Origin of the sequence: Gabonibacter chumensis, assembly GCF_024741215.1 — a bacterium.
GTDB lineage: Bacteria > Bacteroidota > Bacteroidia > Bacteroidales > Marinifilaceae > Gabonibacter > Gabonibacter massiliensis.
On the sequence record NZ_JANSKB010000001.1, the window covers coordinates 1,214,016 to 1,238,167 of the forward strand.

Genomic DNA, 24,152 nt, shown 5'->3' on the forward strand with positions numbered 1-24,152 from the left:
ATATTTTTATTCGTTAATTCATAAACATTCTCATTTTTCCTTTTTCATGTAATGAAGCCATAATGTCCATTTCCGGTGCAAATGTTCTCATGTCGTCGAAAGTCATCTCTTTTATATTCTCGTAATCCGAAGCGGCCATGGAACAAAGCCGGTATAAAATGGATTGTGTTTCGTAGTGGGATACTTTTACACATCGTAAAGCCGCATTCAGTATCATATTTATGATGCCGTACTCGATAGAAACGAAAAGATCCTTTTCATGCAATCCGTTTTGCTGGAAAAAGATGGCTTGTGCAATCGGATAGGTGCCGGGAACCTTTTGATCAAATATGTCTTTTAACCATTGATTCATGAGAGGAGTTTCGGCGATTTGAATACTTATTTCCGCCATTTTTTTCCCCATTCGGGTAAGCATTAAGCGAGCTTCTTCATTCATTTTGCACCACATGATCTGTTGATCCGCCTCTTTTACGAGTGCGTAGTCGTTTTCGGCGACAGCCCGAAAAGCAATGAGTGCGGCGATGGCATCGCTGTATATGGTTTGTTGGACAGCCGTGCGCGTATATTGTTCGAGACTGTAAGCATCGGATACGATATTTTCAAAAGCAGCTGTTTCCAGTCCGTTGGAAAAAGAGAAGGTACCGACGGGAAATGCGGAGTCCGAAAATTCGAGAAGTCGCATCAACCTGGTAATTTCGTCAATCATAGTACTGAATTTTCAATGTAAAACTTCATGAGAATGACCCGTGTGTCCGTGTTCGTGATGGTGGTGTGATATTTCTTGCGTACTTCCCCCGAAAAGTTGGCGAATCTCGTGAGGTGCGAGGAAAGGAATCACCTCTTTACCCGGTTGGAATTCATAGGTGATGTCTTCGAAATGATGGGTATCCATAACGCTGGTCATTACTTTTTTGTCTACCGTTAACGGTACGTATAATTTATCTTTTTTGACAATGGCCGGCCAGTGTTGGTTACCGATGGCGTGTCCTATTTCGATACATTTACGTATGATTTCTTCCGGTTTTTTCTGTGCTATTGTTTTCAAATCTATGATAAGGACAGGTTTAAGATCGATACGAATTACGACAGCGCTATTGCTTTCCGGGTCGTACTCCAAAACATCCCCGTTTTCTATCTGAGAGTGACGTTTCAGGGCGACAGCATATTCGGCATGGTCGCTTTTAGCGATAAAACGACTTTTTTGAGCTGTCCATTGGTCCAGATCGAGGTAGGTTATCACACTATTTTTGAGTTTTTCCGCCCAAGTTGGGTCGGATATCATGTTTCCGATGACTTCAGAGAATATTTGCATACGAATATAATTAGTAAAGAAGGTTGCCTTACAAGTTTTCGGTCGGAAGACTTCAAGGCAACCTATCGATGAGTCTAAATGTTAACTAAACCAATATAATTGTGCCAGCGGGAATTTCTTGGCAGTTGGGATGTAAGCACTTTTACCGTCCACAAGTACCTCGAACGTTTCCGGATTGACATCGATTTTAGGCATGTTCCCGTTGAGTACCATATGAGGTTTGCCGATTTGCCGGCAACCGTGCACGGGGTATACGATTCTTTGGAGTCCGTATTTTTCCTTGATACCCGCATCGTGGGAAGCTCGTGAAACGAATGAGATGCAGCTATTGGGCATAGCTGAACCGAAACTTCCGTACATCGGTCGGTAATACACCGGTTGAGGAGTCGGTAACGAGGCATTCGGATCTCCCATAATTGCCCAATTAATCATACCTCCCTTGAGAACTAATTTGGGTTTGGTGCCGAAAAATTGAGGCTCCCACAGTACGAGGTCGGCCATTTTCCCTTTCTCGATAGATCCTAAAATATCAGAGAATCCGTATGTGATAGCCGGATTGATGGTCAGTTTGGCTAAATAACGTAATACCCGGAAGTTGTCATTCTCTGCGGAATCTTCGCTAAGTTTACCTCTTACCTGTTTCATGTAGCTTGCCATCTGGAAGGCTCTCATGAAATTTTCTCCTACACGTCCCATTGCTTGCGAATCGGAAGAGATCATGGAGATTACTCCCAAGTCGTGGAGTACGTTTTCGGCTGCTTGTGTTTCCGGGCGAACACGGCTTTCCGCGAAAGATACGTCAGACGGAATCTTGGGGTTCAGATTATGACATACCATGATCATATCGAACAATTCGGCCTGTGAGTTGATACCGAACGGTAGTGTCGGGTTTGTTGAAGAGGGTAACACGTTGGCCAAGGAAGCTACTTTCAGTAAGTCCGGAGCATGTCCTCCTCCGGCTCCTTCCGTGTGATAGGTGTGGATCGTTCTACCGTCGATGGCAGCGATCGTGTCTTCAACGAAGCCGCTTTCGTTTAATGTATCGGTATGAATCGCGACTTGTACGTCGAATTCGTCAGCTACACCCATGGTCTCCCGAATGGCGGCAGGCGTACTTCCCCAATCTTCGTGAATCTTGAAACCGCATGCTCCGGCTAACATCTGTTCGACTAACGGACGCCGTACCGAGCAGTTACCTTTCCCGAGGAGTCCGTAGTTTACGGGGAGTCCGTCAATGGCCTGTAACATCCTTTTCATATTCCAGGTACCGGAAGTTATGGTTGTCCCGTTCGTTCCGTCTGTCGGACCGACGCCACCGCCGACGAGGGTCGTAACTCCATTGCTTAAACAATGGTAAGCTTGCTGCGGAGCGATCATGTGTACGTGCCCGTCAATGGCAGCGGCTGTCAAAATAAGGTGCTCTCCCGAAATGGCGTCCGTGGCGGCTCCTGTTACCAATTCCGGGGTAACCCCTTGCATGATATTCGGATTCCCGGCTTTGCCGATTCCGGCGATTTTTCCGTCTTTGATACCGACGTCGGCTTTGATGACTCCTAATTTCGGATCGATAATCGTTACATTGGTGATGACAAGATCAAGGGTTCCTCCTTCGGAAGTTAAGGTATTTGCCAGTCCCATGCCGTCGCGCAAGGTTTTTCCTCCCCCGTAGATCACTTCGTCTCCGTATACGCAGAGGTCTTTTTCGATTTCCACGTAGAGATCTGTATCGCCTAAACGGATTTTATCCCCTACGGTTGGACCGTAAAGATCATTATATTGTTGTCTCGTTATCTGTGCCATATTACGTTATTTTTTGGGTTGTTTTTTTAGATTTGCTTCGGCGCTTGCTTCATCTATAACTTTGAAGCCTAACCTTCTGACATTTTCTGTCGCCTGCATTCTCCTCGGGTAGTAAGTAGGAGAATCTTCATTTCCGGTATATCCTTGCACGAGTCCGTTAAAGCCTATCACGTATTGTTTACCGGAGTAAGCGACGACTTCTACCTCTTTTTCGTCTCCCGGTTCGAAACGAATGGCAGTCGTGGCAGGAATATTCAAATGGCATCCGAATGCAGCGGCTCGGTCGAATTCCAGATAACGGTTCACCTCGAAAAAATGAAAATGTGAGCCCACTTGAATAGGACGATCTCCAGTATTATGAACAACTAATTTTGCCGTATATCTGCCTTCATTATACACGATGGGGTCAGTAGATAAAATTTCTCCTCCGACGGGAACATACTGTTTGGGCGTGAATCCCGGTGTAATTTCTTTAGGTGCAGGAGCACCCTTTTGTTTTTTATCCTCCATGATTTTCTACTTGATAGGTTGATGAATACTAACCAGGCGGCTACCGTCGGTAAAAACCGCCTCTACTTGTATCAGAGAGATCATATCGGCAACTCCCTCCATTACATCGTCTTTCGTTAAAACTTTAGTGGAGTCGGTCATGACTTCCTCTAATGTTTTGCCTTCTCTTGCCCCTTCCAAAGCTGCTGAACTGATGTAGGCAACAGCTTCCGGATAATTCAATTTAAGCCCTTTTTCTTTACGCCGTCCGGCAATAGCTCCAAGTGATAATAGCATTAGCTTATCAATTTCTTTTGGCGTTAAATGCATACTCTTTTACTTTTAGTGAATAAAATTGATTAAAACTCTCTGATTCATGAAGTTTATACCCCAATGAACATACTGTTCATATACGCTTGGGGTGAAGTCATGTTTCAAATATTATCAGAAATAATTTTAAACATGATTCGGTTTTACGAGATCATTGTTCGAACTTTTAGAATTTGTATGCCGTATGAGCAGGGGTAGCCAAATCAAAATTATATGACATGAAGAAATTTATTTTCGTTCCGTTTCTGTTGTTTGTAGTAAGCGTGTTTGCCCAAAAAGAAAAGGTGGATACCGTGTTGAATTTGCAAGAGGTTATTGTGACCGGATCGCGGGCGGAACGTCCATTGAGTCAGAGTCCCGGTCGTATTGATATTATTACGCCGTTGGTATTGAGGCATAGTCCGGCCTTGAGTGTCGATGACATTCTTTCTATGCTTTCCGGCGTGAACACGACTCGTTCGAGCGGTATGAGCACGATGCACACGAATGTTAGTGTCCGGGGGTTGGCGGGGGATGAACAGGGACGGACTTTGGTGTTGTTTGACGGAATTCCTATCAATACTTCTGACGAGGGGTCCGTGAACTGGAATAGTCTTCCTGTGGATAATATCGAGAGAATAGAGGTATTCAAAGGCCCCGGCTCTTCTTTATACGGGAATAATGCAATGGGAGGAGTGATAAATCTTATAAGTAAAAAAGCGGAACGTCCTTTTCTTGTTAATGCATCCGTGTCTTACGGTTCATTGGCGACCTGGCTTTATCATTTGGGAATATCGAGCAAGATCAATGATCGGTTTTCAGTCTTTGTCTCTGGCTATTACAATAGAAGTAGTGGATTTAATAACGTTCCGGACAGTTTGCGGACCGATCCAGATTACAGTGTAGCTCGTTTTATGAAAGAAGGAGGTTTTTACGGTAAGGTTTTATATACTCCTTCCGAATGGTTTAAAGTGGATGTATCCTATGATTTGTATAAAGATAAGCGTGGGGAAGGGGAAAAAATAAAGGCTCCTGACGGAGAGTATCGCCACTTTAATCATAACCGGTTTCAAGGGAGGTTTTACGGGGGAAAGAAATCGTTCTCTTATAATGTGGCTTTGTATTTCCAGAGACAAGATTATTTTAAGCTGGATGAGCGGATCACGAAAGATTCCTACCAGCGCTTTGATGTAAAATCGCATCGGGATGATTGGGGGGCTATCCTGCATGTGACTTTTTCCGGTAAATATAATCATTTCAGCATAGGTGCGGAATATAAAAACGGGAGTGTCGATGGAGGAGATTATTACGTGACTTCTACGGATAAGGTACTGAATAGGGGTACTATGACTTTTCTTTCGGCTTTCGTGCAGGAAGAGATTCAGTTTTTTAACAATAAATTCTGGTTGCAGGTAGCATTACGTTACGATAACGCTTATTTTCACAAAGGACGATTTGAAGCGATAGGTGATAACGTGGCTGATTTTAACACGTATAACGGTGATCTGAAAAACAATCGTTGGGAAAATTTTTCTCCTCGTTTGGCTTTACGTTATAATCCGATGGCGAACCTCTCTGTTTATGTCTCCTACTCGAAAGGATTCAGAGCTTCTATCCTCGATGATTTATGCCGTTCCGGTTGGATGTGGGTCGGTCCGAAAATTGCCAATCCCGACCTGGGACCGGAAAAATTGGATAATTACGAAATCGGGGGAACGTTTCGTTTTTTAGGAAATTTTTCTTTTTCTCCGTCGTTCTATTATGCCCGGGGAAAAGATTTTTTATACTATATCGCTACCGGAGAAAAAATGTGGGGAAAAAGAGATATTTATCAACGTCAGAATATATCCAAGGTTCACGTGAAAGGATTAGAGATGGATTTGAATTATTCCCTACCGGTAGGATTGCATATGAATGTAAATTATTCCTATAATGAATCCAAGATAAAACAATTTGATGAAAAACCGGAGCTTAATGATAAGGTGTTGACTTATGCTCCCGAACATCAGGTTAAGGGTACCGTTATGTGGATCGGGCGGATCGTAAATGCGACGATTCGGGGATGTTATAAAACCAAGCAATACACGACGGAGGACAATCAGTCTTCTATTCCCGGTTTTGCCGTTTGGGACGTGCAGTTGTCGAAATGGTTTTTTGACCGTCGGATTTACGTGGGAGGAGAGGTTATGAATATTTTCAACAATCGTCATATGAATACGAAAGATTATATCTCGACCGGGAGGCTTTTTAATGTTAAACTTGCTGTAAATCTGATGAGATGAATGGATTAGTGTATTTTTTCTGTTTTTGTTTGTTAATATCTTGTGGAGGAGTATCGAAAAAGAGCGAAAAAAAAGCGGTCCGTTCGGTCACGGATGCTTTACAGCGGGAAGTTGAAGTGCCGGATACCGTACGGAAGATCGTCTGTATTCGGGCTTCCGCTATTCGTTTGGTGACCTATGCGGGCGGAGTACCTTTTATTTGTGGAGTCGAAGAGCAGGAGACCAGAGACAATGAATTCACTCATCTTTTCGCACATCCGGAATTGAAAGAAAAAGCGATCATCGGTCCCTCCATGGGCGGGGATCCCGAATTAATAATGGGGGTTCAACCGGATGTGATCTTTATGTCTACCACTACCGTCGGGGATGCCGACGATTTACAAAGACGTACCGGAATACCGGTATTTACCATCGAGTACGGGGATATAGGAAAAAAACGGGATGTTTTTTATCATTCTCTTCGGTTGATCGGTAAGGTCCTCCGGACGGAAAATCAGGTCGATTCGTTGATACGTTTTGTAGATCAGCAAATTGAAGAACTCGAAAGAAGAACAAAAGAGACGGATAAATCTAAACGCGTGTACGTGGGAGCTATTTCTTACAAGGGACAAAAGGGGATTACCTCGACGGATCCCTATTATGCTGCGTTTGATTTCTTAGGAGTTGATAATGTCGCCTCCCGGATTGATTCGGCATATACCTCTCCCATTACCGGAACCTACATCGATTGGGAACAACTGGCGGAGTGGGATCCTGAGGTGATATTTCTGGATGTATCGGGTTGGCCTTTAGTGCTGGAAGATTTTAACCGTCGGAAAGAATTGAATGAGCTGCTTACGGCATATAAGGAGAAACGGATCTATATGTTATGGCCTTATAATAATAACCATACTAATTTTGAAGTGATGTTGATTAATGCCTGGTATGCCGGAAAGGTGCTTTTTCCCGACCGGTTTAAAGATATTTCCATTTCCGGCAAGGCAAATGAGGTTTTAACCCGTTTCGTGGGAAAACCTGTGGGTACCGTTTTGCGTAAACATTGGGGAGATTATCAGAATATATTCGATAAAGAGCGATGAATCCAAATGTTTTGAAGCAATATAAAGGATACCGGAACAGGAATAAGAAATTTATCTTTTTCCTGTTTGTTTTACTGATTCTCATCGGGGGAATATCTATGATTGCCGGGGCTCATCGGATAGGTTGGGAAGATATTGTAGCTTTACTACGGGGGGAAGGGAGTTCGCTTAATCGGCAAATTTTGATTAATATCCGTTTACCGAGAATTTTGGCTGCTGTGATTACCGGGATTATTCTTTCTATGTCGGGAGCGATCATGCAGATTTTACTGAGGAATCCGTTGGCATCCCCTTATACTTTGGGAATATCGAATGCGGCAGCTTTTGGAGCCTCTTTCGGAATTGTTTTTTTAGAGGCAGGTAGTGAAATTGCCCGTTCTTCGGATCTATTTTTGATTAGCGATCCTTACACGATTACTTTTTCGGCTTTTTTAGGAAGCCTTTTGGGTTTAGCCATTATATTGCTTTTGGCCCAAATAAAAAGGGCTTCCGTGGAGACCATTATTCTTTCGGGGGTCATTATCAACTCTCTGTTCGGAGCAGGTATCGCCGTGATGCAATATTTGGCGAATAATGTTCAACTGGCTTCTATCGTTTTTTGGAGTTTCGGAGATTTAGGACGGGGGGATTGGTATAAACTGATTTTCATGACAGCGGCTTTGGTTCCTGCTCTTCTTTACTTTTATTTAAAGCGATGGGATTACAAAGTTTTGAGATCAGGGGATGATTATGCCCGAAGTATGGGGGTGCAGCCCCAGAAAATCCGGATTGTCGGATTGGTAATCACCTCTCTGTGTACGGCTGTCGCTGTTTCGTTTTTCGGTGTTATTGCTTTCGTGGGCCTTGTCGTCCCCCATATCGTGAGAAAGTGCATAGGCAATAACGAGGAGTTTCTGATCACCGGTTCTGCCGTATTCGGAGGTGTATTTCTATTGTTGTGTGACACGGTCGCCCGTACGATCATTTCTCCTGTTATTTTACCGGTCGGGATATTGACTTCATTTCTGGGGGTTCCTTTGTTTTTATTTCTATTAATCCGGAGGAGAACGTCATGCGAATAGAAACAAAGAATATATCGTTTCATTATAATGGCGTACGGGCTTTGAGGAATGTGACTTTCGACGTGGATTCGGGAGATATGATTGCTATTATAGGTCAGAACGGTTCGGGCAAGAGTACTTTGCTGAAATGCCTGAATGGAATATTAAAAGTGGATGAGGGCAAGATAGAGGTCGGAGGGCGGTCTTTAGCTCGGATCTCTTCTCGTGAATTGTCCCGACTGATGGCCTATATTCCTCAGTCTGAAGAGATCACAATGGGAGTAAATGTTTTTGATACCGTATTGTTGGGTAGGAAACCTTATATCAAGGGAAGACCCTCTTCCGAAGATCTGGAGATCGTCGCCGGTCTGCTTTCCCGGTTGGAATTAGAACCGATAGCGATGAGAAATATGGATACGTTGAGCGGCGGGCAGCAACAACGCGTATTCATTGCCAGAGCCTTGGCACAACAGCCTTCCATTTTGCTGCTGGATGAACCGATCGCCAATCTGGATATTAATCACCAGATGAAAGTGATGAATCTTTTGCAACAATTGTCGGCAGAAGGAATAACTGTTGTCATTACCATTCACGATGTGAATATGGCCGCTCGTTTTTGTAATAAAGCGTTGATGTTGAAACGGGGGACTGTGTTTGCTTTTGGACCCAAATCCGTGTATACGCCGAAGAACATTGAGAATCTGTATGATATTCAGGTTGAAGTACTCCATCATAAAGATTGTATTTGTATTATACCGCAAAATAGTTAATTATGTCGAATTTATTAATGTTTATACTTATGATTGTGTTACAACCGATTGGTTACGTGTCCAATAAATGCACGACGAATCAGGTTCCGGAGCAAATAAAACAGGAGGCTTCCGTCATCGAGATTCTTCCGGAATACGGGGATGGGTTAGACAAAATTGAAACTTGCCGTTACTTAGATATCGTTTTCTACTTTCATCAGAATCATACTATACATCTAACGGGTAAAATCCGGACGGGAGAAACAAAGGGAGTATTTGCCAGTCGTTCGCCTAATCGTCCGAACCATCTGGGAATAACGACAGTAAAGCTTATGAAACGTGAAGGGAATAGGCTGTATATAGAAGGAATAGATGCTTTAAACGGTTCCCCCGTGGTTGACATTAAATCTTGTGATACTTCTGTCTATGATCAGGAAAATATACATAAAACCATCCGGGTTGATTCTCCCCGCATTGATATCGTTCGTAACATTATGAGTAATAATTTAAAGGAATTGCTTTTGCAATCGTCTCAATTACACGGACATATCTGTCCCGGATTAGCCCTCGGGGTTATGGGGGCCGCAAGAATCATGCAGCAGTTATATGATAGGCAACAGGATATAACTCGTTATACATTGACGGCCGGGATGGAGAATTGTTTGGTTGATGGATTTATGTTTGTCACGGGTTGCACGCCGGGAACACGCCGTTTCCGGACGGGAGATAAAAACGATATGTGTTTTTATTTGAGGGATGAATCCGGGAAAGGATGGAGGATAAAACTCAAAGAATCGAACCGGGATTACATGAAAAAGCATATTCCGGAGTCGCTTTCTCCCGCGGAAAAAGCTTTCGCTGTTTTTGAGCTTGATCTTGATAAACTTTTTGAAATAGAAACGATTGATGATTGAGGCTTAAGAGATTAGAGGATTGGGAGATATAGTGATTAAGGGATTGAGTGATTAAGGGATTTAGTGATTAAGAGATATAATGATTAAGGGATTGAGTGATTCGAAGATTCTGTGATTAAGAGATTAAAGAGATTGACGATTGTAGATTTAAGAAAATGCGTTCAATTTGCAATTAGGAGATTCAAATTAAATCACGGAGATTAAAAGAGAACAAGATCCGAATTCAATAATTCAACTAAAAAGCGCTGCCGATTTTTTCGGCAGCGCTTTTTAAAACGGTTTTATTTCGATTATTTTACTTCCCAAGTATCGCCGCTATTCAGTAAATCGGTAACCGAACGAATATTGGATTTGGCTTTTACCTCTTCAATCTGGGCCTCCAAAGCATCGTTATAAGTATCTCCTTCCACGTCCCGGATAACACCTAAGGCGACAGGATATTCAGGAGCCTTCATGTGTACCAGCATCCAATGAATAGAAGGATTCAACGAATGGGCATCGTGTACCAGAATATCAGCCTCTGTGATCCCGTTCTTACCGATCTCGACCACTTTCAATCCGGTGTTAGTCAACATAAGTCCCTTGTCCCGGTTTTTACCGAAGATCATCGGCTCGCCATGTCTTAAAATCAACTGACGATCTTCTTTGTTCTCCTTATCGGTAATAGCAGCATGAGCTCCATCAGCAAAAATCACGCAGTTTTGCAGTACTTCGATAACAGAAGTACCCTTATGCCGAACTCCGGCTTCGATTACTTCTGCCGTCAAGTTGATATTCATATCCAACGAACGGGCGAAGAACTTACCCTGTGCACCAATAACCAACTCTCCCGGATTAAACGGAGTTTCGATCGTTCCATAAGGAGAGGTCTTGGTTTTTGTTCCCAATTTGGTGGTCGGAGAATACTGACCTTTGGTCAATCCGTAAATTTCATTGTTAAAAACCAAGGTGGTAATATCGATATTTCTACGAATAGAATGAATAAAGTGATTACCTCCGATAGCCAACGCATCACCGTCACCGGAAACTTGCAGGATATTAACGTTCGGATTAGCACTTTTTGCACCTGAAGCAATAGCAGCTGCACGTCCATGAATCGTATGGAACCCGAACGTATTCATATAATAGGGAAACCGGGAAGAACAACCGATACCGGATATGACAGCCCACGATTCTTTCGGATAGCCCAATTCTGCCATCGCCTTTTGCACGGCATTAATAATTCCGTGGTCACCACAACCCGGACACCACCGGATTTCCTGATTACTCTTAAAATCTTTTGCTGTATATTGTGCCATGATTATTTCGATAATAATTCAAATACTTTTTCTTTTAACTCTGTCACGGTAAAGGGTAATCCGGCTACTTTATTGTATTGGTAATAAGTAAAGTGAGGATGTTTACCCCGTAAATATTGCGCGAACTGTCCCAAGTTCAATTCACAAACCAATATTTTCTTAAACTTGGACAATACCTCTTCCGTGTTTTTCGGAAGCGGATTGATGTAATTGAAATGAGCCAAACTAACGTCCTTACCCTCTTTTCTTAACTCGTTGACCGTGGACAAGAGGTGTCCGTATGTTCCACCCCAACCGACAATCAACAATTCTCCCCCGTTTTGGTTTCCAACAATCTCTTGATTAGGAATATAATCGGCAATTTTAGCTACTTTGGCAGCACGTAAATCCGTCATCACCTGATGGTTCTCCGGAACGTAACTAATCTCTCCGGTTATATTTACTTTTTCCAAACCGCCGATCCGGTGTTCCAATCCTTTTGTTCCCGGAACAGCCCATGTCCTGGCCAAAGTTTCCGGATCGCGCGCGTACGGCTTGTAGTCGTCACCTTCCTTGGCCAATCTCGGGGTAATCGAAGGATAGGTGTTCAGGTCTGGAATTCTCCAAGGCTGAGCGCCATTTCCCAAATAACCGTCCGTTAACAGAACGACTGGAGTCATATGTTCAATAGCTATTTTACCTGCCATGAAAGCAAAATCAAAACAATTTCCCGGGGTGCTGGCAGCAACAACAGGCATGGGACTCTCCCCGTTTCTTCCGTAAAGAGCTTGCAATAAATCGGATTGTTCCGTCTTCGTGGGCAGACCCGTAGAAGGCCCCCCTCGCTGTACATCAACAATAACCAAAGGCAATTCAGCCATCACGGCCAAACCGGCAGCCTCGCTTTTTAAAGCCAAACCGGGACCGGAGGTCGTCGTCACGGCAAAGTTCCCGACGTAACTCGCTCCGATTGACGTACAAATACCGGCGATCTCATCCTCTGCCTGATATGTTTTAGCGCCTAAATCCCTTCTTAATGCCAACTCCTGAAGGATATCGGTAGCCGGAGTGATGGGATAAGAGCCACAGAACAACGGAAGTCCGGCTTTTTCTGCCGCGGCTAAAAGTCCCCAAGCTGTTGCCTTATTACCGGTAATTGTCCGATAACGGCCTTTTTCAATCTCGGCAGGAGCCACGTTAAAATGAGTTGCCAAAGCATGTACGTTTCCGGCATAATTGAATCCGGCTTCCAAGACTTTTTTATTGGCAGCGGCAATTTCCGGTTTTTTACCGAATTTCTGGTTAATAAAAGCAACCGTATGCTCTACGGAACGGTCGAACATCCAATAGATCATACCCAACGCGAACATGTTTTTACATTTCACGATGGATTTCTGATCTAATCCGCTATCTTTCAGCGCCTCTTCGGTCAGGGTGGTTACCTTGACCGGAACGACATTATAATCTTGTAAGAGAGCATCTTCCAGCGGATTCATCTGATAACCCGCCTTCTCGATGTTCTTTTCGTTAAACGCATCTAAATTCACGATGATCGTAGCTCCTTTTTTAGCCCAGCGTAAATTTGCTTTCAAAGCGGCCGGATTCATCGCAACCAACACATCGGCAAAATCCCCGGGAGTCTTTACCGGATTATCTCCAATATGTACCTGAAAACCGGAAACACCTCCAACAGTTCCTTGCGGAGCGCGAATTTCAGCTGGATAATCAGGAAACGTCGATACACCGTTTCCAAATAAAGCGGCAGCATCTGAGAATTGCTGGCCGGTTAATTGCATTCCGTCTCCCGAATCTCCGGAGAAACGAATAACAATATTACTTTTTTCGATAACTTTTGTCTTTTCACCCATGACTTAGTTACTTATATTTATTATTACATTAAAAAAATACACGTTTAACTCCACATTTTATGTTGTAAAACATGCGTAAAGGTAGCCAATACTTATATCTAAACAAGTTTGTATCAGGATTTTTTTCTCATGAGATATGATATTGACAATCAATTATAAACTTGTTGAAAAACATGTTTTTCAGCAGAAATAAAATAAAAACAATCTAAACAAGGATTGCTTTCACGTCATTTTTCCCATCGTTTCTTGTTTCAATTAAACATTTTCTTCCCCCTTTGTTCTTACAATATAAAACAAATACATCCCTCAAACAGTATAAATAAAATCCAGTGTCTCATTATCCGGACCGGATACGCTATACCAATTCCGAAGATACGGGTTAAAGCAAATGATAATCCGTTACGGATAGAAATCCGTATCATTTAACTTGCAAAACGATTGTTGAGAAATGGAGACGAGTGATAAAATGAAAACTACAAAACAAAAGGCAACGCTTCAACGTCTACACCTTCACGAAGTGATACAAGAATTTCGTCATGACAGATCTTTGCAAAAAGAGAAAGCCTTCATCCAGGACATATAATCATTAAATTAAAATTAAGCAAAATGGAAAAGAAAAGATTGACGTCAGAAAACGGTCGTCCGATAGCGGATAACCAAAACATTCAAACTGCCGGCCCACGCGGTCCGGTTATGTTACAGGATCCATGGTTCATTGAAAAACTCGCGCACTTCGACCGCGAGGTAATTCCTGAACGGCGAATGCATGCAAAAGGTTCCGGAGCATACGGAACTTTTACCGTTACGCACGACATTACCCGGTATACCCGAGCCTCGATCTTTGCCGAGATAGGTAAAAAAACAGATTGCTTCGTCCGGTTCTCAACCGTAGCCGGAGAACGGGGGGCTGCCGATGCAGAACGAGATCTCCGGGGATTTGCCATGAAATTTTACACGGACGAAGGCAACTGGGATTTGGTCGGAAACAATACGCCCGTCTTCTTTATGCGCGATCCGTTAAAATTCCCCGACCTGAACCACGCCATTAAACGGGACCCGCGCACCAACATGCGCAGTGTCAACAATAATTGGGATTTCTGGACCCTATTACCCGAAGCGTTACATCAGGTAACGATCACCATGAGCGACCGAGGCATTCCCGCCTCCTACCGCCACATGCATGGTTTCAGTAGTCATACCTATAGTTTTTACGACAAAAATAACAAACGAACATGGGTAAAATTTCACCTGCAAACGTTGCAGGGTATAAAAAACCTGACCGATGAGGAAGCAGAGGCTATCGTAGCTAAAGACAGGGAATCGCATCAGAGAGATCTATTCGAGGCTATCGAACAGGGGCGTTTCCCGCGCTGGAAAATGCAGGTACAGCTGATGACCGAAGAAGAAGCAAATACTTATGCGATCAATCCGTTTGACCTGACAAAGGTGTGGTATCACAAAGATTTTCCTTTACATGACGTGGGTATTCTGGAGCTAAACCGTAATCCGGAAAATTATTACGCCGAAGTAGAGCAATCGGCGTTCAATCCGATGAATATAGTAGAGGGTATCGGTTTCTCTCCGGACAAAATGTTACAGGGACGCCTGTTCTCTTACGGAGATGCCCAACGTTATCGTTTGGGCGTAAATTATAACGAAATTCCCGTGAATAAGCCGCGTTGCCCTTTCCACGCTTTCCATCGCGACGGCATGATGCGGACGGACGGCAATTACGGCGGCACGAAAGGTTATGAACCCAACAGTTACGGCGAGTGGCAGGACGATCCCACCAAAAAAGAACCGCCCCTGAAATCGACGGGAGACATATTTAACTACGACGAACGCGAATACGACGACGACTATTTCACTCAGCCCGGATTGCTATTCAGGTTGATGACACCGGAGCAACAACTGGTTTTATTCGAAAATACGGCTCGGGCAATGGGAGACGCGGAACTGTTCATTAAACAACGCCACGTACGTAACTGCTCCTATGCAGACGAAATGTATGGTCGCGGCGTAGCCAAAGCACTCGGAATCTCTTTCGACGAAGCGATGAAAGCTGAGGATCCGGCACACCCGGTATGGGACCCGAGGAATAAATAGCAGCCGCTTTCAAGAAGGTAATCCAAGATTACCTTCTTGTCTGTCAAGTTCCCATTTCTTCTGAATTACCGCTATGGCTCCCTCTTCCACGTAACCCTGTCTAACGTTTTTTACGTATCTTTGTATAATTAACTTCTTAACTCAAACAAAATGGCACGTTTCCTCAAAGATCGTAAAAAGGCGCAAGGGGCAGCCCCAGGCTCTCTGATTTTTATCGGAAAACAGAAAATGGATCGAAATTCCATTCAGGTATTACAATACACTCCCGAAGGATTAAAAGAGTATTTTCCTGAAAACATAGAGAAAATCAAAGAGAGCATATCCAACGATCACATGACCTGGATCGGAATCAGCGGCCTGCACAACACCCAGTTGATCGCCGACTTGGGAAAAGTATTTACGATCTCTCCTTTGATTCTGGAGGATATCCTGAACACGGACCAACGTCCTCGTTTCAGTGAAGAAACGGATCATCTCTATGTTATCATCAAATCGTTCTATATCGGAACGGAAGACCAGGCCGTACATATGGAACAAATTTCCATGATCGTGGGAGACCATTACCTGCTCACCATACAAGAGACGGAAACCGATTACTTCAAAGCCGTAAAAAAACGGTTGTATGATTCTCAAAGTAAGATCCGAAATTTCGGTCCGGACTATCTCTGTTACGCCTTGTTGGATACCTTAGTAGACAGTTATATCATCAATATCGAAAGACTTGGAGTCGCTATTGAAGAGCAGGAAAAAAGAATCTTCTCTTCGGAAATCGAAAACGTGGAAGAGATCTATCATTTCAGAACCGAACTCTCCTACATACGAAAAAACGTACGCCCCGTAAAAGAACTGATGAACCGTTTTACCGGCTGCGATTCTCCTTTGATAGACAAACGCACTTACTCCTATCTTCACGATCTGGACGATCTGGTCGTACAAGTACAAGAAGCCATCGAAATATACTATACCATGACTTCCGACCAGCTAAACCTTTATCAAACAAGTATCAGCAACAGGGTAAACGACGTCATGAAAATATTGACCATATTTTCGGCCATTTTTATCCCTCTTACCTTTATTGCCGGAATCTACGGAATGAATTTCGAATACATGCCGGAACTACGTCACCGTTACGCCTATTTCATCCTTTGGGGTATCATGATTGCAGTCACTATTGTTATGCTTCTATTTTTCAAACGAAAAAAATGGCTTTAATAAATTATGGATCTTTTATGATTTAGTGTTTCTGTGATTAGAGGATTCTGGGATTAAGAGATTAAAGAGATTGACGATTGTAGATTAAAAAATCACGTCCAATTTAAAATTTACGATAGAAAAATTGACGGTTAAAGGATTAAATTCGAATCACCTGATCACAGAATCTTCGAATCACTCAATCTCTTAATCATTATATCTCTTAATCATTATATCTCTCAATCACTAAATCCCTTAATCATTATATCTCTCAATCATTATATCTCTCAATCATTATATCTCCAATCCCTTCATCCGCTCCTCTTCCGAACTGTCGATTACAATCGGACTCCTTATTAGGTATCAATTTCTTTAGTCGATTTCCCTTTTTGTCTGGTGATGTTCTAATTTTTCAGTAGAAATTAGTAATTTTGTTGAGGAAAACGGAATTCCATTTAATTAATATAATAATTATGCTGATTCAGATATTGTTGGGGATTACTTTGCCGTTGAATAATCCGGTGCTGATTTTTTCTGTCATTTTGTTTATTATTTTGCTGGCTCCTATTTTGTTGCATCGGTTAAAGATTCCTGATCTGATCGGTTTAATTCTTGCCGGGGCTTTGATCGGTCCCAACGGACTTCATATCATGGATAGGGACAGCAGTATTATTCTTTTCGGAACGGTGGGGTTGTTGTATATCATGTTTATGGCCGGATTGGAGATCGATATGGCTGATTTTAAGAAAAACAGCGTCCGTGGCTTAACTTTCGGTTTATATACTTTTTTGATTCCCATGTTAATGGGTACGGCTGCCGGTGTCTATTTGTTGGATTTTTCCTATCCGACCTCGATTTTGTTAGCCAGTATGTTTGCCTCCCATACGTTGATTACTTACCCGATCGTGAGTAAATACGGGGTGACGAAAAACCGGGCTGTAAACGTGACGATCGGGGCGACTATCGTTACATGTATTTTGGCATTGCTGGTGTTGGCTGTTATCGTCGGGATGTCCAACGGAGTTCTTTCTCATGAATTCTGGATTCGATTAAGTGTTTCTACTATACTCTTTGCTGCTGTCGTAATTTTTATTTTTCCCATTGTAGGACGTTGGTTCTTTAAGCGTTATGATGATAAAATCGGGCAATATATTTTTATTTTAGGATTGGTTTTCCTTGCTTCGTTTTTGGCAGAGGCTGCCGGATTGGAGGCAATTATCGGGGCGTTTTTAGCCGGGTTGGCGTTGAATAATCTGATCCCTAACACTTCTGCCCTGATGAATCGAATTGAATTTGTAGGGAATGCTTTTTTTATTCCTATTTTCTTGATAGGAGTGGGAATGTTGGTCGATTTTCATGTGTTCGTGGCAGATTGGACGACAGTCTGGGTTGCCGCCGTTATGGTTGTGGTAGCAACACTCGCGAAATACGTGTCTGCTTGGCTTGCCTATAAAAGTTTTCGTTATACCAAATCGGAGTTTATCTTGATGTTCGGGTTAACGAATGCTCAGGCAGCGGCAACGTTAGCTGCGGTATTAGTGGGTTATCAGGTTATCATAGGGACGGATGCGAACGGGGATCCGATTCGTTTGTTGAACGAAAGCGTGTTAAACGGTACGATTGTAATGATATTGGTAACTTGTATCATTGCTTCTTTCGCTACCCAAAAAGGCGCACAGGAGGTGGCTTTGGCGGATTTGGCGGAAGAGGAGATTGTGGATAGTGATGATACGGAAGATCGTATTTTGATTCCTTTGAGTAATATCGAGAACGTGGAGGAGTTGATCAATTTGGGAGTTACCGTAAAATCGAAAAAAGGGAAAGCCTCTTTGACGGCTTTGAGTATCATTCAATCGGATAATGCGGATTCCTCGGCTGAAAAGCGATCGAATCTATTATTGGAAAAAGCCACGAAAACCGCCGCGGCGACCGATAATTTGTTGACAACCTTATTGCGGTATGATTATGATGTGGCTAACGGTATTAAAAATGCCGTGAAGGAACATAAAATTACGGATATTGTATTAGGACTCCGTAAGGAGGGACAGATCTCGGATACTTTTTTAGGTAATCTGACGGATCGGGTGTTGAGTAAATGTGCGACGACGACTTTTGTCTATCGTCCTTCCCAACCCTTCTCAACCTTGAAACGTTGTATTGTTGTTATACCTTTTCACGCGGAACGGGAGATCGGTTTCCCTTATTGGCTGGTCAGGATATGGAATATCGGAAAAAACACGGGAAATAAAATGGTGTTTTACGCTTCTTCTTCCGTTCTTTCCGTTTTGAAGGAGACCCATGCGAAACATCCGATAGATGCTATTTTCAACGAATTCGATAATTGGGATGATTTTTTGATTATATCCCGGGATATAAGGGATAACGATGCATTGATGATTGTCATGAGCCGTAAGAATTATCCTTCTTATGCTAAGAATATGACGCAGGTTCCGACTTATCTTAATAAATATTTCTTTCAGAATAATTGTATTTTGGTTTATCCTATGCAAATGGGAGTTGGAGAACAGGAGGTGGGAGTATTCAAGAGTATTCCTCATGCCGAACCTTTCGAAAATCTGGAAGATATGGGAAAGGTCCTGGGAAAGTTATTTAAGAAAAATAAATGATTTAATTGTAGATTAGAGGATTAAGTGATTAAATGATTAAGTGATTGAAAAAATAGATGATTGTAGGTTAAAAGATTCTGTGATTGGGTGATTGAAATTGAATCATTCAGCCGTTTAAGCGATAATCATGGAATCCTTCTGATTTGCAATTTGAATAGGCTTCTGCCTATTGATATACTAAAAAAGAGCCATCAAATGACGGCTCTTTTCATTATTTTTATTCGGATTTATTTTTCTAATGCTTTTTTGATCTGACGTTTGGCAAGAGTTAGCGGAGCTAAAGAACAAGGTCCGTTAACACAACCTCCATCACAAGCCATTACTTCGACGAATTGGGCCTCCGGCTTTTTCGCCATCATCTTTAAGCTGTTCTGGTTCTTTTTGTCCAGCCCTTCTATAGATAGGGTGGTGTAACCGTTCCCCACGGCATTTACGATGGCATCCCGAACTCCTCCGGCTTGTGCGTATCCCCGGCTGAATTTGGTCACTTCCGGGTTAAGCGGCAGTTCTTCACAGTTTTCCACGTTGATATCGTAGGCTACCATAAAAGCTCCCAACTCTTCGAAACTCATCACGTAGTCGACTTCCGGTACGGATTCGGCCTCGTAACGTTTGGCCAGACACGGTCCGATAAATACCACTTCAGCATCCGGATATTGAGCCTTTACCCGGCGTGCCGCGTAAACCATAGGACTGCGGGTATCGGAAACGAAGGGTTTCAGCATCGGCGCATGTTTGTTTACCCATCCCACGTAGGCCGGACAACAAGAGGTTGTCATAAAGGGTTTACCCTCGTGCATCCGTTCCAAAAATTCTGCCGATTCGTTATTTGAAGTATCTTCAGCTCCTAACGCGACTTCGACGACCTCGTCAAAACCGATTTGTTTGATGGCATTCAGTATTTGTCCCGGACTTGCGTTGAATTGACCGTATATGGCCGGGGCGGGAATGGCAATGATCTTTTTCTCCGGGTTGGAAATGCTCTTGTATACATCGATAACTTTGGAACGTTCCATGATTGCCCCGTAAGGACAAGTCTGCATACATTTTCCGCAATAAATACATTTATCCTTATCGATGTGTTCCACTCCGTCCGGGCCTTTGGTGATGGCTTTCACCGGGCATACGTCCTCGCAGGGAACCGGAGTGTAGACAATAGCGTGGTAAGGACAGACTTTGGAACAAAGTCCGCAACTCACGCAATCCTCCTGGGTAATGGTTGCCTTACCACCCTTGAAAGAGATGGCGGCTTTCGGACAATTCATCAGACAGGGACGTCCCTCGCAACCGCGACACATGTTGGTCACGAAATATTGCGATTGCATACAAGCACTGCATGCCTCGTGTACTACCGAGAGTATGTTCTCTTTCGTGTTTTTATTGTCTAACGCTTTTTGGGCAAAATCGCTCAATGGAATGAGGTCGATCTCTTCGTCTGTAATTTCGAAACCGAGAATGGAGATCACCTTGTGTTTCAAAATGTACCGGTCTTTATGCACGCAACATTTGATCGGCTTTTTGTTTCTGGGTCTCATTTCCACCGGGATATATTTAACCCCGTCAACTAAATTTTTTTCTTTTAATAGCTTTACGATTCTAATCAGCAGCTCACGTTTCGTGAGCATTGCAAAATTATCATACAACATCTCTTACTTCTTCTTTAACTATTTGTATCAAATTAACTTTACTAACACCTGCTATTATTTGTCCGTTTAATTCGATAAACGGCGGTTCCTGCCTTTCCGTGCAACAACCGAGACATGGAGAATAGCTAATGTTTAAATGTTCTTTGATGTGTTGGGGAAGAGAATCGATAGCATCTTTTAACTCGGCTCCTCCCATTACGTAACACATGGTACCCATGCATATTTTCAAATCGATTTTTTTCATAGCCCTTGTAGATTATTTAGAGATTTTACACGCTAAATATACATAATCTCCACGTCTTTTAAATATTTTGTTTCTAATAAATATTTTATTTTTTTTACTACATTTCTTCTGATTTCCAATTCAACCGGCAGATTGGGGTCTTGGTGTGCCGTGTTGATTCTTGTTCCTACTAAAAGTGTGATTTTATCACTATCCAATAAATATTTTACTAACATTTCAGCCGGACCGTACTCCTTGGGATGTTCATTTTCATTCGCGGTGAGTATGCGTTCCACCTTGCTCAGCGTCAAGATTCCTTCGGTTACCAAATCCACTCCTTCCATCCTGGAAATAGGAGGGAGGTTCTTGTCCACGATGTTCATGTCGATTTCCATCTTTGCCCCGAGTTCCCTGGAAACAATGGTGGCTGTCGTCCCCCCGCAAAGGATCTTCTTTCCTTGAAATTCACGTACTCTGCTGGCCAGGTACTTATCGTTCTTTTCGTCGTAGGGAGGACCTGTGCAAATTAGGAGATTGCGGGGCTTTCTCATGTAGATGACACAGCAACTCGTGTCATCTTTTAATTTGTAACCGTCGTTTTTTTCGGCTTGAATGACGATCTTGTGAGCCAATTCTTTGGCTGAAATATCGTTTTTTTGTTCTACCAATTTGGCAATATACTCTTTTGCCCCGTCTTCCCATCCGAAAGGCATCCTGTTGGTTCCCATGCCCGACTGGCTGACTCCGTCACTGAAGAATATAATCCGGTCTTCTTTTTCTAAATTGAATTCCGAAATCCAAAGATAGGTATTGTCCAGATCTTCTCGTTCAACGGGGATCTTTTGTTTGGGGACTTCGACAAATACTCCTTTCCGGTATAGATAGAAGGAGGGAGATTCGTATTCGATGATTTTGACGTACCCAAAGCAATCGATGTCACAGATACAAAAGGTAGAGTAACTGATCTTTCGGACCATATCCCGGGGGAGGGTATTCATGATAGAGGTAGATGTTTTGAGGATACTTTCGTTCATAGCCGTAAAACGCATGGCCATAGTGGCTGTCATAGTCGAAAGAACACATGCCTTAATGCCGCTACCCAGTCCGTCCGATAATACGCTGATAACCCTTCCTTCCCCTTTCAATTTTTGAGACATAAAACAATCTCCGCAGACCACGTTGCCTGCTTTGTTCTTTTGAAAGAACTCGACCTCTATGAAATTACCGTTGTTTCTCAAGGGATATTGTTTTTAAAGGGTTGTCAGATCATCTTGCTTTTTATAGGCTTCCATGACTGTCCTCAACGTGGCATCGGTGAATGCTGCATTTTCTCCTAACAAGCAGGCTACTTGCTGCACGGTCTCCATGTGTTTTTTTATCACTTCCTGCGTCTTTTCCAGCATCCACTCCTTTTGTACGCCAGGCTCTCTCAAGTCTTGCAATAGACCGAATACCAACCGATGAGGCTGTATGTTGTAAATGGACAAGATCCAGGTTTTGTCGTCCTCCCGGATCTGACGTTCCGTGATCTCTTTGCCCGTAGTAAGAACGGCTCTGAACAGGTCCTCGAAAGAACATATATTTTTTAAATCCACTCCATATAAACCGGGGTCCACTTCATAAATGGAAGCGATATCTTCCCCCATCAGCGTGGCACACCTTTGATTCATGTCCATCACTTTCAGCTCCGCGTTGACAAGCAGGACTCCGGCAGGGATTTTTTGTAAAAGCACCGTCGCCTTATCGTGGGCAATTTTTCGCATGTAGGAGACACACATGTTCTCTTCGGCCCGTCCTTCCAACATGGCGATGGCAAAATCCCGGCATGAATCGTAACCGCAACCGCTGCAATTCAGCTCGTCTTCCGGCCCGTTCTTCCCCACGACGGCCATAGCCTGTTTAATCTCTTCTTCCGTGTATCGGTGCTCTACAATATGAGGGTCTTTACAGAATAGAATTTGTAAGTCGATGTCTTTGAAGTCTTCTTTCGGATTACCTAAGTCGGCTTTATGTATGATTTCATACCGTTTTAAAGCGGGAGACACGTGGCTCAATTTGGCCGGTCCGTTGATACAGCCGCCTTTACAAGCCAACAATTCCAAAAAGATAGAGTCTTCCTTACGCTGAGAATCCAAATGCTTGAGGACGTCTTTTATCGTGGATAAATCGGAAAAGGCCATGTTGTGGACGGGCTTTTTCGGTTTATGCAGTCCTTGTAACATACCTCCTTCAATCGGATAATAGGCTCCGAGACCGGAACGGTAAGGAACGAATTTTTCTTCGGATTGCTCTAAAGCCTTATCTTTTAAGTTGATTTCCGCTTTTTCCAACCACTCTTTCAAATCTTTGAACGTGATTACAACATCCACTAAGTTGTTGAAATAGTCGGCTTCTAATTTTTTACAGATACAAGGTCCCGCGAAGACGATTTTTATATCTTCTCCGTATAGCTTTTTTAAAATTTTAGCGTGGGCCAGCATCGGGGAAACGATGGGGGTGATATTCCGTACATGCTCGGAAGAGTATTTGCGAATGTACTCGACAACCACGGGACAGGCAGAAGAGATATAAACGCCGTTTTCGGCCTGTTCCAAAAATTTTTCCGTCCGGTCGGAAACAATTTCAGCTCCCAAAGCAGTTTCTGAAACGGCCGTAAACCCCAAACGCTTGATGGCAGCAATAAGGACATTGGAGGCGATGCCTTCAAATTCACTCACGTATGACGGGGCCAGGGACAGCATGACTTTGGGATATTTCTCCAATGTCAGCTTTGCTCGGGTAAGTCCGTCCCGTACTTTTTTCGCTCCGGTCGGGCATACTTGTGTACAGTGCCCGCAATAAATACAACGGTCTTCGATGATAGAAGCTTTATTGTCTTCGATGCGGATTGCCTTTACGGGACATTCCCGGATACATTTATAACAATCCTGACAGTTGTCCGGTACGGTGTAAATAGGTCTTAGTTGCATGGGAACTCCTCTTGTAAGATTTTATATAAACGGGAGAGATTAACCTCTTCATACACTTTATCGTCTATTCTGATAATCGGTCCTTTACTGCATAGTTCTTCACAGAGATGACCGCAGAAATCGATTTCTGCCTCCAAATGATTCTCGTTCAGGTATTTTTTTATGATTCCCAGATTCGTGTTGTTTCCTCTGGAAAAGCAAGAACTACCTAAACAAATTCTGATTTGACGCTTTGCCATAATTGTAAAACTTTGATTATCGAATAGATGCC

At 43.1% G+C, this 24,152-nt stretch carries 20 protein-coding genes; 8 read left to right on the top strand and 12 right to left on the bottom strand.

The window, feature by feature from the left end; genetic code table 11:
* Positions 1-13 precede the first annotated feature (13 nt).
* The 5 genes from NVS78_RS05230 to NVS78_RS05250 all read right to left on the bottom strand — a co-directional run bounded on the left by NVS78_RS05230 (position 14) and on the right by NVS78_RS05250 (position 3,931).
* Positions 14-706 (bottom strand): urease accessory protein UreF, encoded by a 693-nt coding sequence (locus NVS78_RS05230; protein WP_286358212.1) that lies wholly within the window; start codon positions 704-706, stop codon positions 14-16.
* Between the two features lie 12 nt (positions 707-718).
* Positions 719-1,312 (bottom strand): urease accessory protein UreE, encoded by a 594-nt coding sequence (locus NVS78_RS05235; protein WP_286358213.1) that lies wholly within the window; start codon positions 1,310-1,312, stop codon positions 719-721.
* Between the two features lie 81 nt (positions 1,313-1,393).
* Complete coding sequence (locus NVS78_RS05240) at positions 1,394-3,112, bottom strand: urease subunit alpha (RefSeq protein ID WP_286358214.1); 1,719 nt, start codon at positions 3,110-3,112, stop codon at positions 1,394-1,396.
* 6 nt (positions 3,113-3,118) lie between these two features.
* Entirely contained in the window at positions 3,119-3,622 is a 504-nt protein-coding gene (locus NVS78_RS14225) for an urease subunit beta (RefSeq protein WP_286358215.1), read from the bottom strand.
* Positions 3,623-3,628: 6 nt separating this feature from the next.
* The gene (locus NVS78_RS05250) at positions 3,629-3,931 is read right to left on the bottom strand and encodes an urease subunit gamma (RefSeq protein WP_059026444.1); all 303 of its coding nucleotides are present in this window, start codon (positions 3,929-3,931) and stop codon (positions 3,629-3,631) included.
* Positions 3,932-4,149: 218 nt separating this feature from the next.
* Here NVS78_RS05250 and NVS78_RS05255 point away from each other — a divergent pair, with 218 nt between their 5' ends.
* From NVS78_RS05255 to tsaA, 5 genes are read left to right on the top strand one after another with little or no spacing between them, the layout of a single operon-like run.
* Positions 4,150-6,192 carry a TonB-dependent receptor plug domain-containing protein gene (locus tag NVS78_RS05255; RefSeq protein ID WP_286358216.1) on the top strand — a complete coding sequence of 681 codons (2,043 nt, stop codon included), beginning with the start codon at positions 4,150-4,152 and terminating at the stop codon, positions 6,190-6,192.
* Positions 6,189-7,271, top strand: coding sequence for an ABC transporter substrate-binding protein (locus NVS78_RS05260; protein ID WP_286358217.1), 1,083 nt, complete (start codon positions 6,189-6,191; stop codon positions 7,269-7,271). Before NVS78_RS05255 ends, NVS78_RS05260 begins: the two co-directional genes overlap by 4 nt.
* On the top strand, positions 7,268-8,332 hold the full coding sequence (locus NVS78_RS05265; RefSeq protein WP_286358218.1) for a FecCD family ABC transporter permease: 1,065 nt from the start codon (positions 7,268-7,270) through the stop codon (positions 8,330-8,332). The genes NVS78_RS05260 and NVS78_RS05265 overlap by 4 nt, the downstream gene beginning before the upstream one ends.
* Entirely contained in the window at positions 8,323-9,081 is a 759-nt protein-coding gene (locus tag NVS78_RS05270; protein WP_286358219.1) for an ABC transporter ATP-binding protein, read from the top strand. Before NVS78_RS05265 ends, NVS78_RS05270 begins: the two co-directional genes overlap by 10 nt.
* A 2-nt stretch (positions 9,082-9,083) precedes the next feature.
* On the top strand, positions 9,084-9,974 hold the full coding sequence (gene tsaA, locus NVS78_RS05275) for a tRNA (N6-threonylcarbamoyladenosine(37)-N6)-methyltransferase TrmO (protein WP_286358220.1): 891 nt from the start codon (positions 9,084-9,086) through the stop codon (positions 9,972-9,974).
* A 290-nt stretch (positions 9,975-10,264) separates the two neighbouring features.
* On the opposite strand, the gene NVS78_RS05280 is transcribed toward tsaA, so the two are convergent.
* Together NVS78_RS05280 and NVS78_RS05285 are read right to left on the bottom strand one after the other, a co-directional pair.
* Positions 10,265-11,272, bottom strand: coding sequence for a 2-oxoacid:ferredoxin oxidoreductase subunit beta (locus NVS78_RS05280; protein WP_041504211.1), 1,008 nt, complete (start codon positions 11,270-11,272; stop codon positions 10,265-10,267).
* A 2-nt stretch (positions 11,273-11,274) separates the two neighbouring features.
* Complete coding sequence (locus tag NVS78_RS05285) at positions 11,275-13,119, bottom strand: 2-oxoacid:acceptor oxidoreductase subunit alpha (protein ID WP_286358221.1); 1,845 nt, start codon at positions 13,117-13,119, stop codon at positions 11,275-11,277.
* Between the two features lie 606 nt (positions 13,120-13,725).
* On the opposite strand from NVS78_RS05285, the gene NVS78_RS05290 reads away from it, so the two are divergent.
* The 3 genes from NVS78_RS05290 (at position 13,726) to NVS78_RS05300 (ending at position 19,043) form a co-directional block, all read left to right on the top strand.
* Positions 13,726-15,225 (top strand): catalase, encoded by a 1,500-nt coding sequence (locus NVS78_RS05290; RefSeq protein ID WP_286358222.1) that lies wholly within the window; start codon positions 13,726-13,728, stop codon positions 15,223-15,225.
* A 150-nt stretch (positions 15,226-15,375) separates the two neighbouring features.
* A complete protein-coding gene (gene corA, locus NVS78_RS05295) occupies positions 15,376-16,437 on the top strand; it encodes a magnesium/cobalt transporter CorA (protein ID WP_286358223.1) in 1,062 nt (353 codons plus the stop codon).
* A 452-nt stretch (positions 16,438-16,889) separates the two neighbouring features.
* Positions 16,890-19,043: a cation:proton antiporter gene (locus tag NVS78_RS05300; protein WP_286358224.1), complete on the top strand. Its 2,154-nt coding sequence runs from the start codon at positions 16,890-16,892 to the stop codon at positions 19,041-19,043.
* A gap of 227 nt (positions 19,044-19,270) precedes the next feature.
* Here NVS78_RS05300 and NVS78_RS05305 read toward each other — a convergent pair whose 3' ends face one another.
* Genes NVS78_RS05305 through NVS78_RS05325 form a run of 5 tightly spaced genes read right to left on the bottom strand, consistent with a single transcriptional unit; the run spans position 19,271 to position 24,120 of the window.
* On the bottom strand, positions 19,271-20,689 hold the full coding sequence (locus NVS78_RS05305; protein WP_059026434.1) for a monomeric [FeFe] hydrogenase: 1,419 nt from the start codon (positions 20,687-20,689) through the stop codon (positions 19,271-19,273).
* A complete protein-coding gene (locus tag NVS78_RS05310; protein WP_041504217.1) occupies positions 20,679-20,933 on the bottom strand; it encodes an NAD(P)H-dependent oxidoreductase subunit E in 255 nt (84 codons plus the stop codon). Before NVS78_RS05310 ends, NVS78_RS05305 begins: the two co-directional genes overlap by 11 nt.
* Before the next feature lie 32 nt (positions 20,934-20,965).
* The gene (locus NVS78_RS05315) at positions 20,966-22,150 is read right to left on the bottom strand and encodes a SpoIIE family protein phosphatase (protein ID WP_059026432.1); all 1,185 of its coding nucleotides are present in this window, start codon (positions 22,148-22,150) and stop codon (positions 20,966-20,968) included.
* 12 nt (positions 22,151-22,162) lie between these two features.
* On the bottom strand, positions 22,163-23,881 hold the full coding sequence (locus tag NVS78_RS05320; RefSeq protein WP_286358225.1) for a [Fe-Fe] hydrogenase large subunit C-terminal domain-containing protein: 1,719 nt from the start codon (positions 23,879-23,881) through the stop codon (positions 22,163-22,165).
* A complete protein-coding gene (locus NVS78_RS05325) occupies positions 23,872-24,120 on the bottom strand; it encodes a (2Fe-2S) ferredoxin domain-containing protein (RefSeq protein WP_286358226.1) in 249 nt (82 codons plus the stop codon). Before NVS78_RS05325 ends, NVS78_RS05320 begins: the two co-directional genes overlap by 10 nt.
* Positions 24,121-24,152: the final 32 nt, after the last annotated feature.

Bases quoted from the DNA above. Each gene is read 5' to 3' on its own strand.
- NVS78_RS05230 (WP_286358212.1), bottom strand. From the start codon at position 706: ATGATTGACGAAATTACCAGGTTGATGCGACTTCTCGAATTTTCGGAC.
- NVS78_RS05235 (WP_286358213.1), bottom strand. From the start codon at position 1,312: ATGCAAATATTCTCTGAAGTCATCGGAAACATGATATCCGACCCAACT.
- NVS78_RS05240 (WP_286358214.1), bottom strand. From the start codon at position 3,112: ATGGCACAGATAACGAGACAACAATATAATGATCTTTACGGTCCAACC.
- NVS78_RS14225 (WP_286358215.1), bottom strand. From the start codon at position 3,622: ATGGAGGATAAAAAACAAAAGGGTGCTCCTGCACCTAAAGAAATTACA.
- NVS78_RS05250 (WP_059026444.1), bottom strand. From the start codon at position 3,931: ATGCATTTAACGCCAAAAGAAATTGATAAGCTAATGCTATTATCACTT.
- NVS78_RS05255 (WP_286358216.1), top strand. From the start codon at position 4,150: ATGAAGAAATTTATTTTCGTTCCGTTTCTGTTGTTTGTAGTAAGCGTG.
- NVS78_RS05260 (WP_286358217.1), top strand. From the start codon at position 6,189: ATGAATGGATTAGTGTATTTTTTCTGTTTTTGTTTGTTAATATCTTGT.
- NVS78_RS05265 (WP_286358218.1), top strand. From the start codon at position 7,268: ATGAATCCAAATGTTTTGAAGCAATATAAAGGATACCGGAACAGGAAT.
- NVS78_RS05270 (WP_286358219.1), top strand. From the start codon at position 8,323: ATGCGAATAGAAACAAAGAATATATCGTTTCATTATAATGGCGTACGG.
- tsaA (WP_286358220.1), top strand. From the start codon at position 9,084: ATGTCGAATTTATTAATGTTTATACTTATGATTGTGTTACAACCGATT.
- NVS78_RS05280 (WP_041504211.1), bottom strand. From the start codon at position 11,272: ATGGCACAATATACAGCAAAAGATTTTAAGAGTAATCAGGAAATCCGG.
- NVS78_RS05285 (WP_286358221.1), bottom strand. From the start codon at position 13,119: ATGGGTGAAAAGACAAAAGTTATCGAAAAAAGTAATATTGTTATTCGT.
- NVS78_RS05290 (WP_286358222.1), top strand. From the start codon at position 13,726: ATGGAAAAGAAAAGATTGACGTCAGAAAACGGTCGTCCGATAGCGGAT.
- corA (WP_286358223.1), top strand. From the start codon at position 15,376: ATGGCACGTTTCCTCAAAGATCGTAAAAAGGCGCAAGGGGCAGCCCCA.
- NVS78_RS05300 (WP_286358224.1), top strand. From the start codon at position 16,890: ATGCTGATTCAGATATTGTTGGGGATTACTTTGCCGTTGAATAATCCG.
- NVS78_RS05305 (WP_059026434.1), bottom strand. From the start codon at position 20,689: ATGTTGTATGATAATTTTGCAATGCTCACGAAACGTGAGCTGCTGATT.
- NVS78_RS05310 (WP_041504217.1), bottom strand. From the start codon at position 20,933: ATGAAAAAAATCGATTTGAAAATATGCATGGGTACCATGTGTTACGTA.
- NVS78_RS05320 (WP_286358225.1), bottom strand. From the start codon at position 23,881: ATGCAACTAAGACCTATTTACACCGTACCGGACAACTGTCAGGATTGT.
- NVS78_RS05325 (WP_286358226.1), bottom strand. From the start codon at position 24,120: ATGGCAAAGCGTCAAATCAGAATTTGTTTAGGTAGTTCTTGCTTTTCC.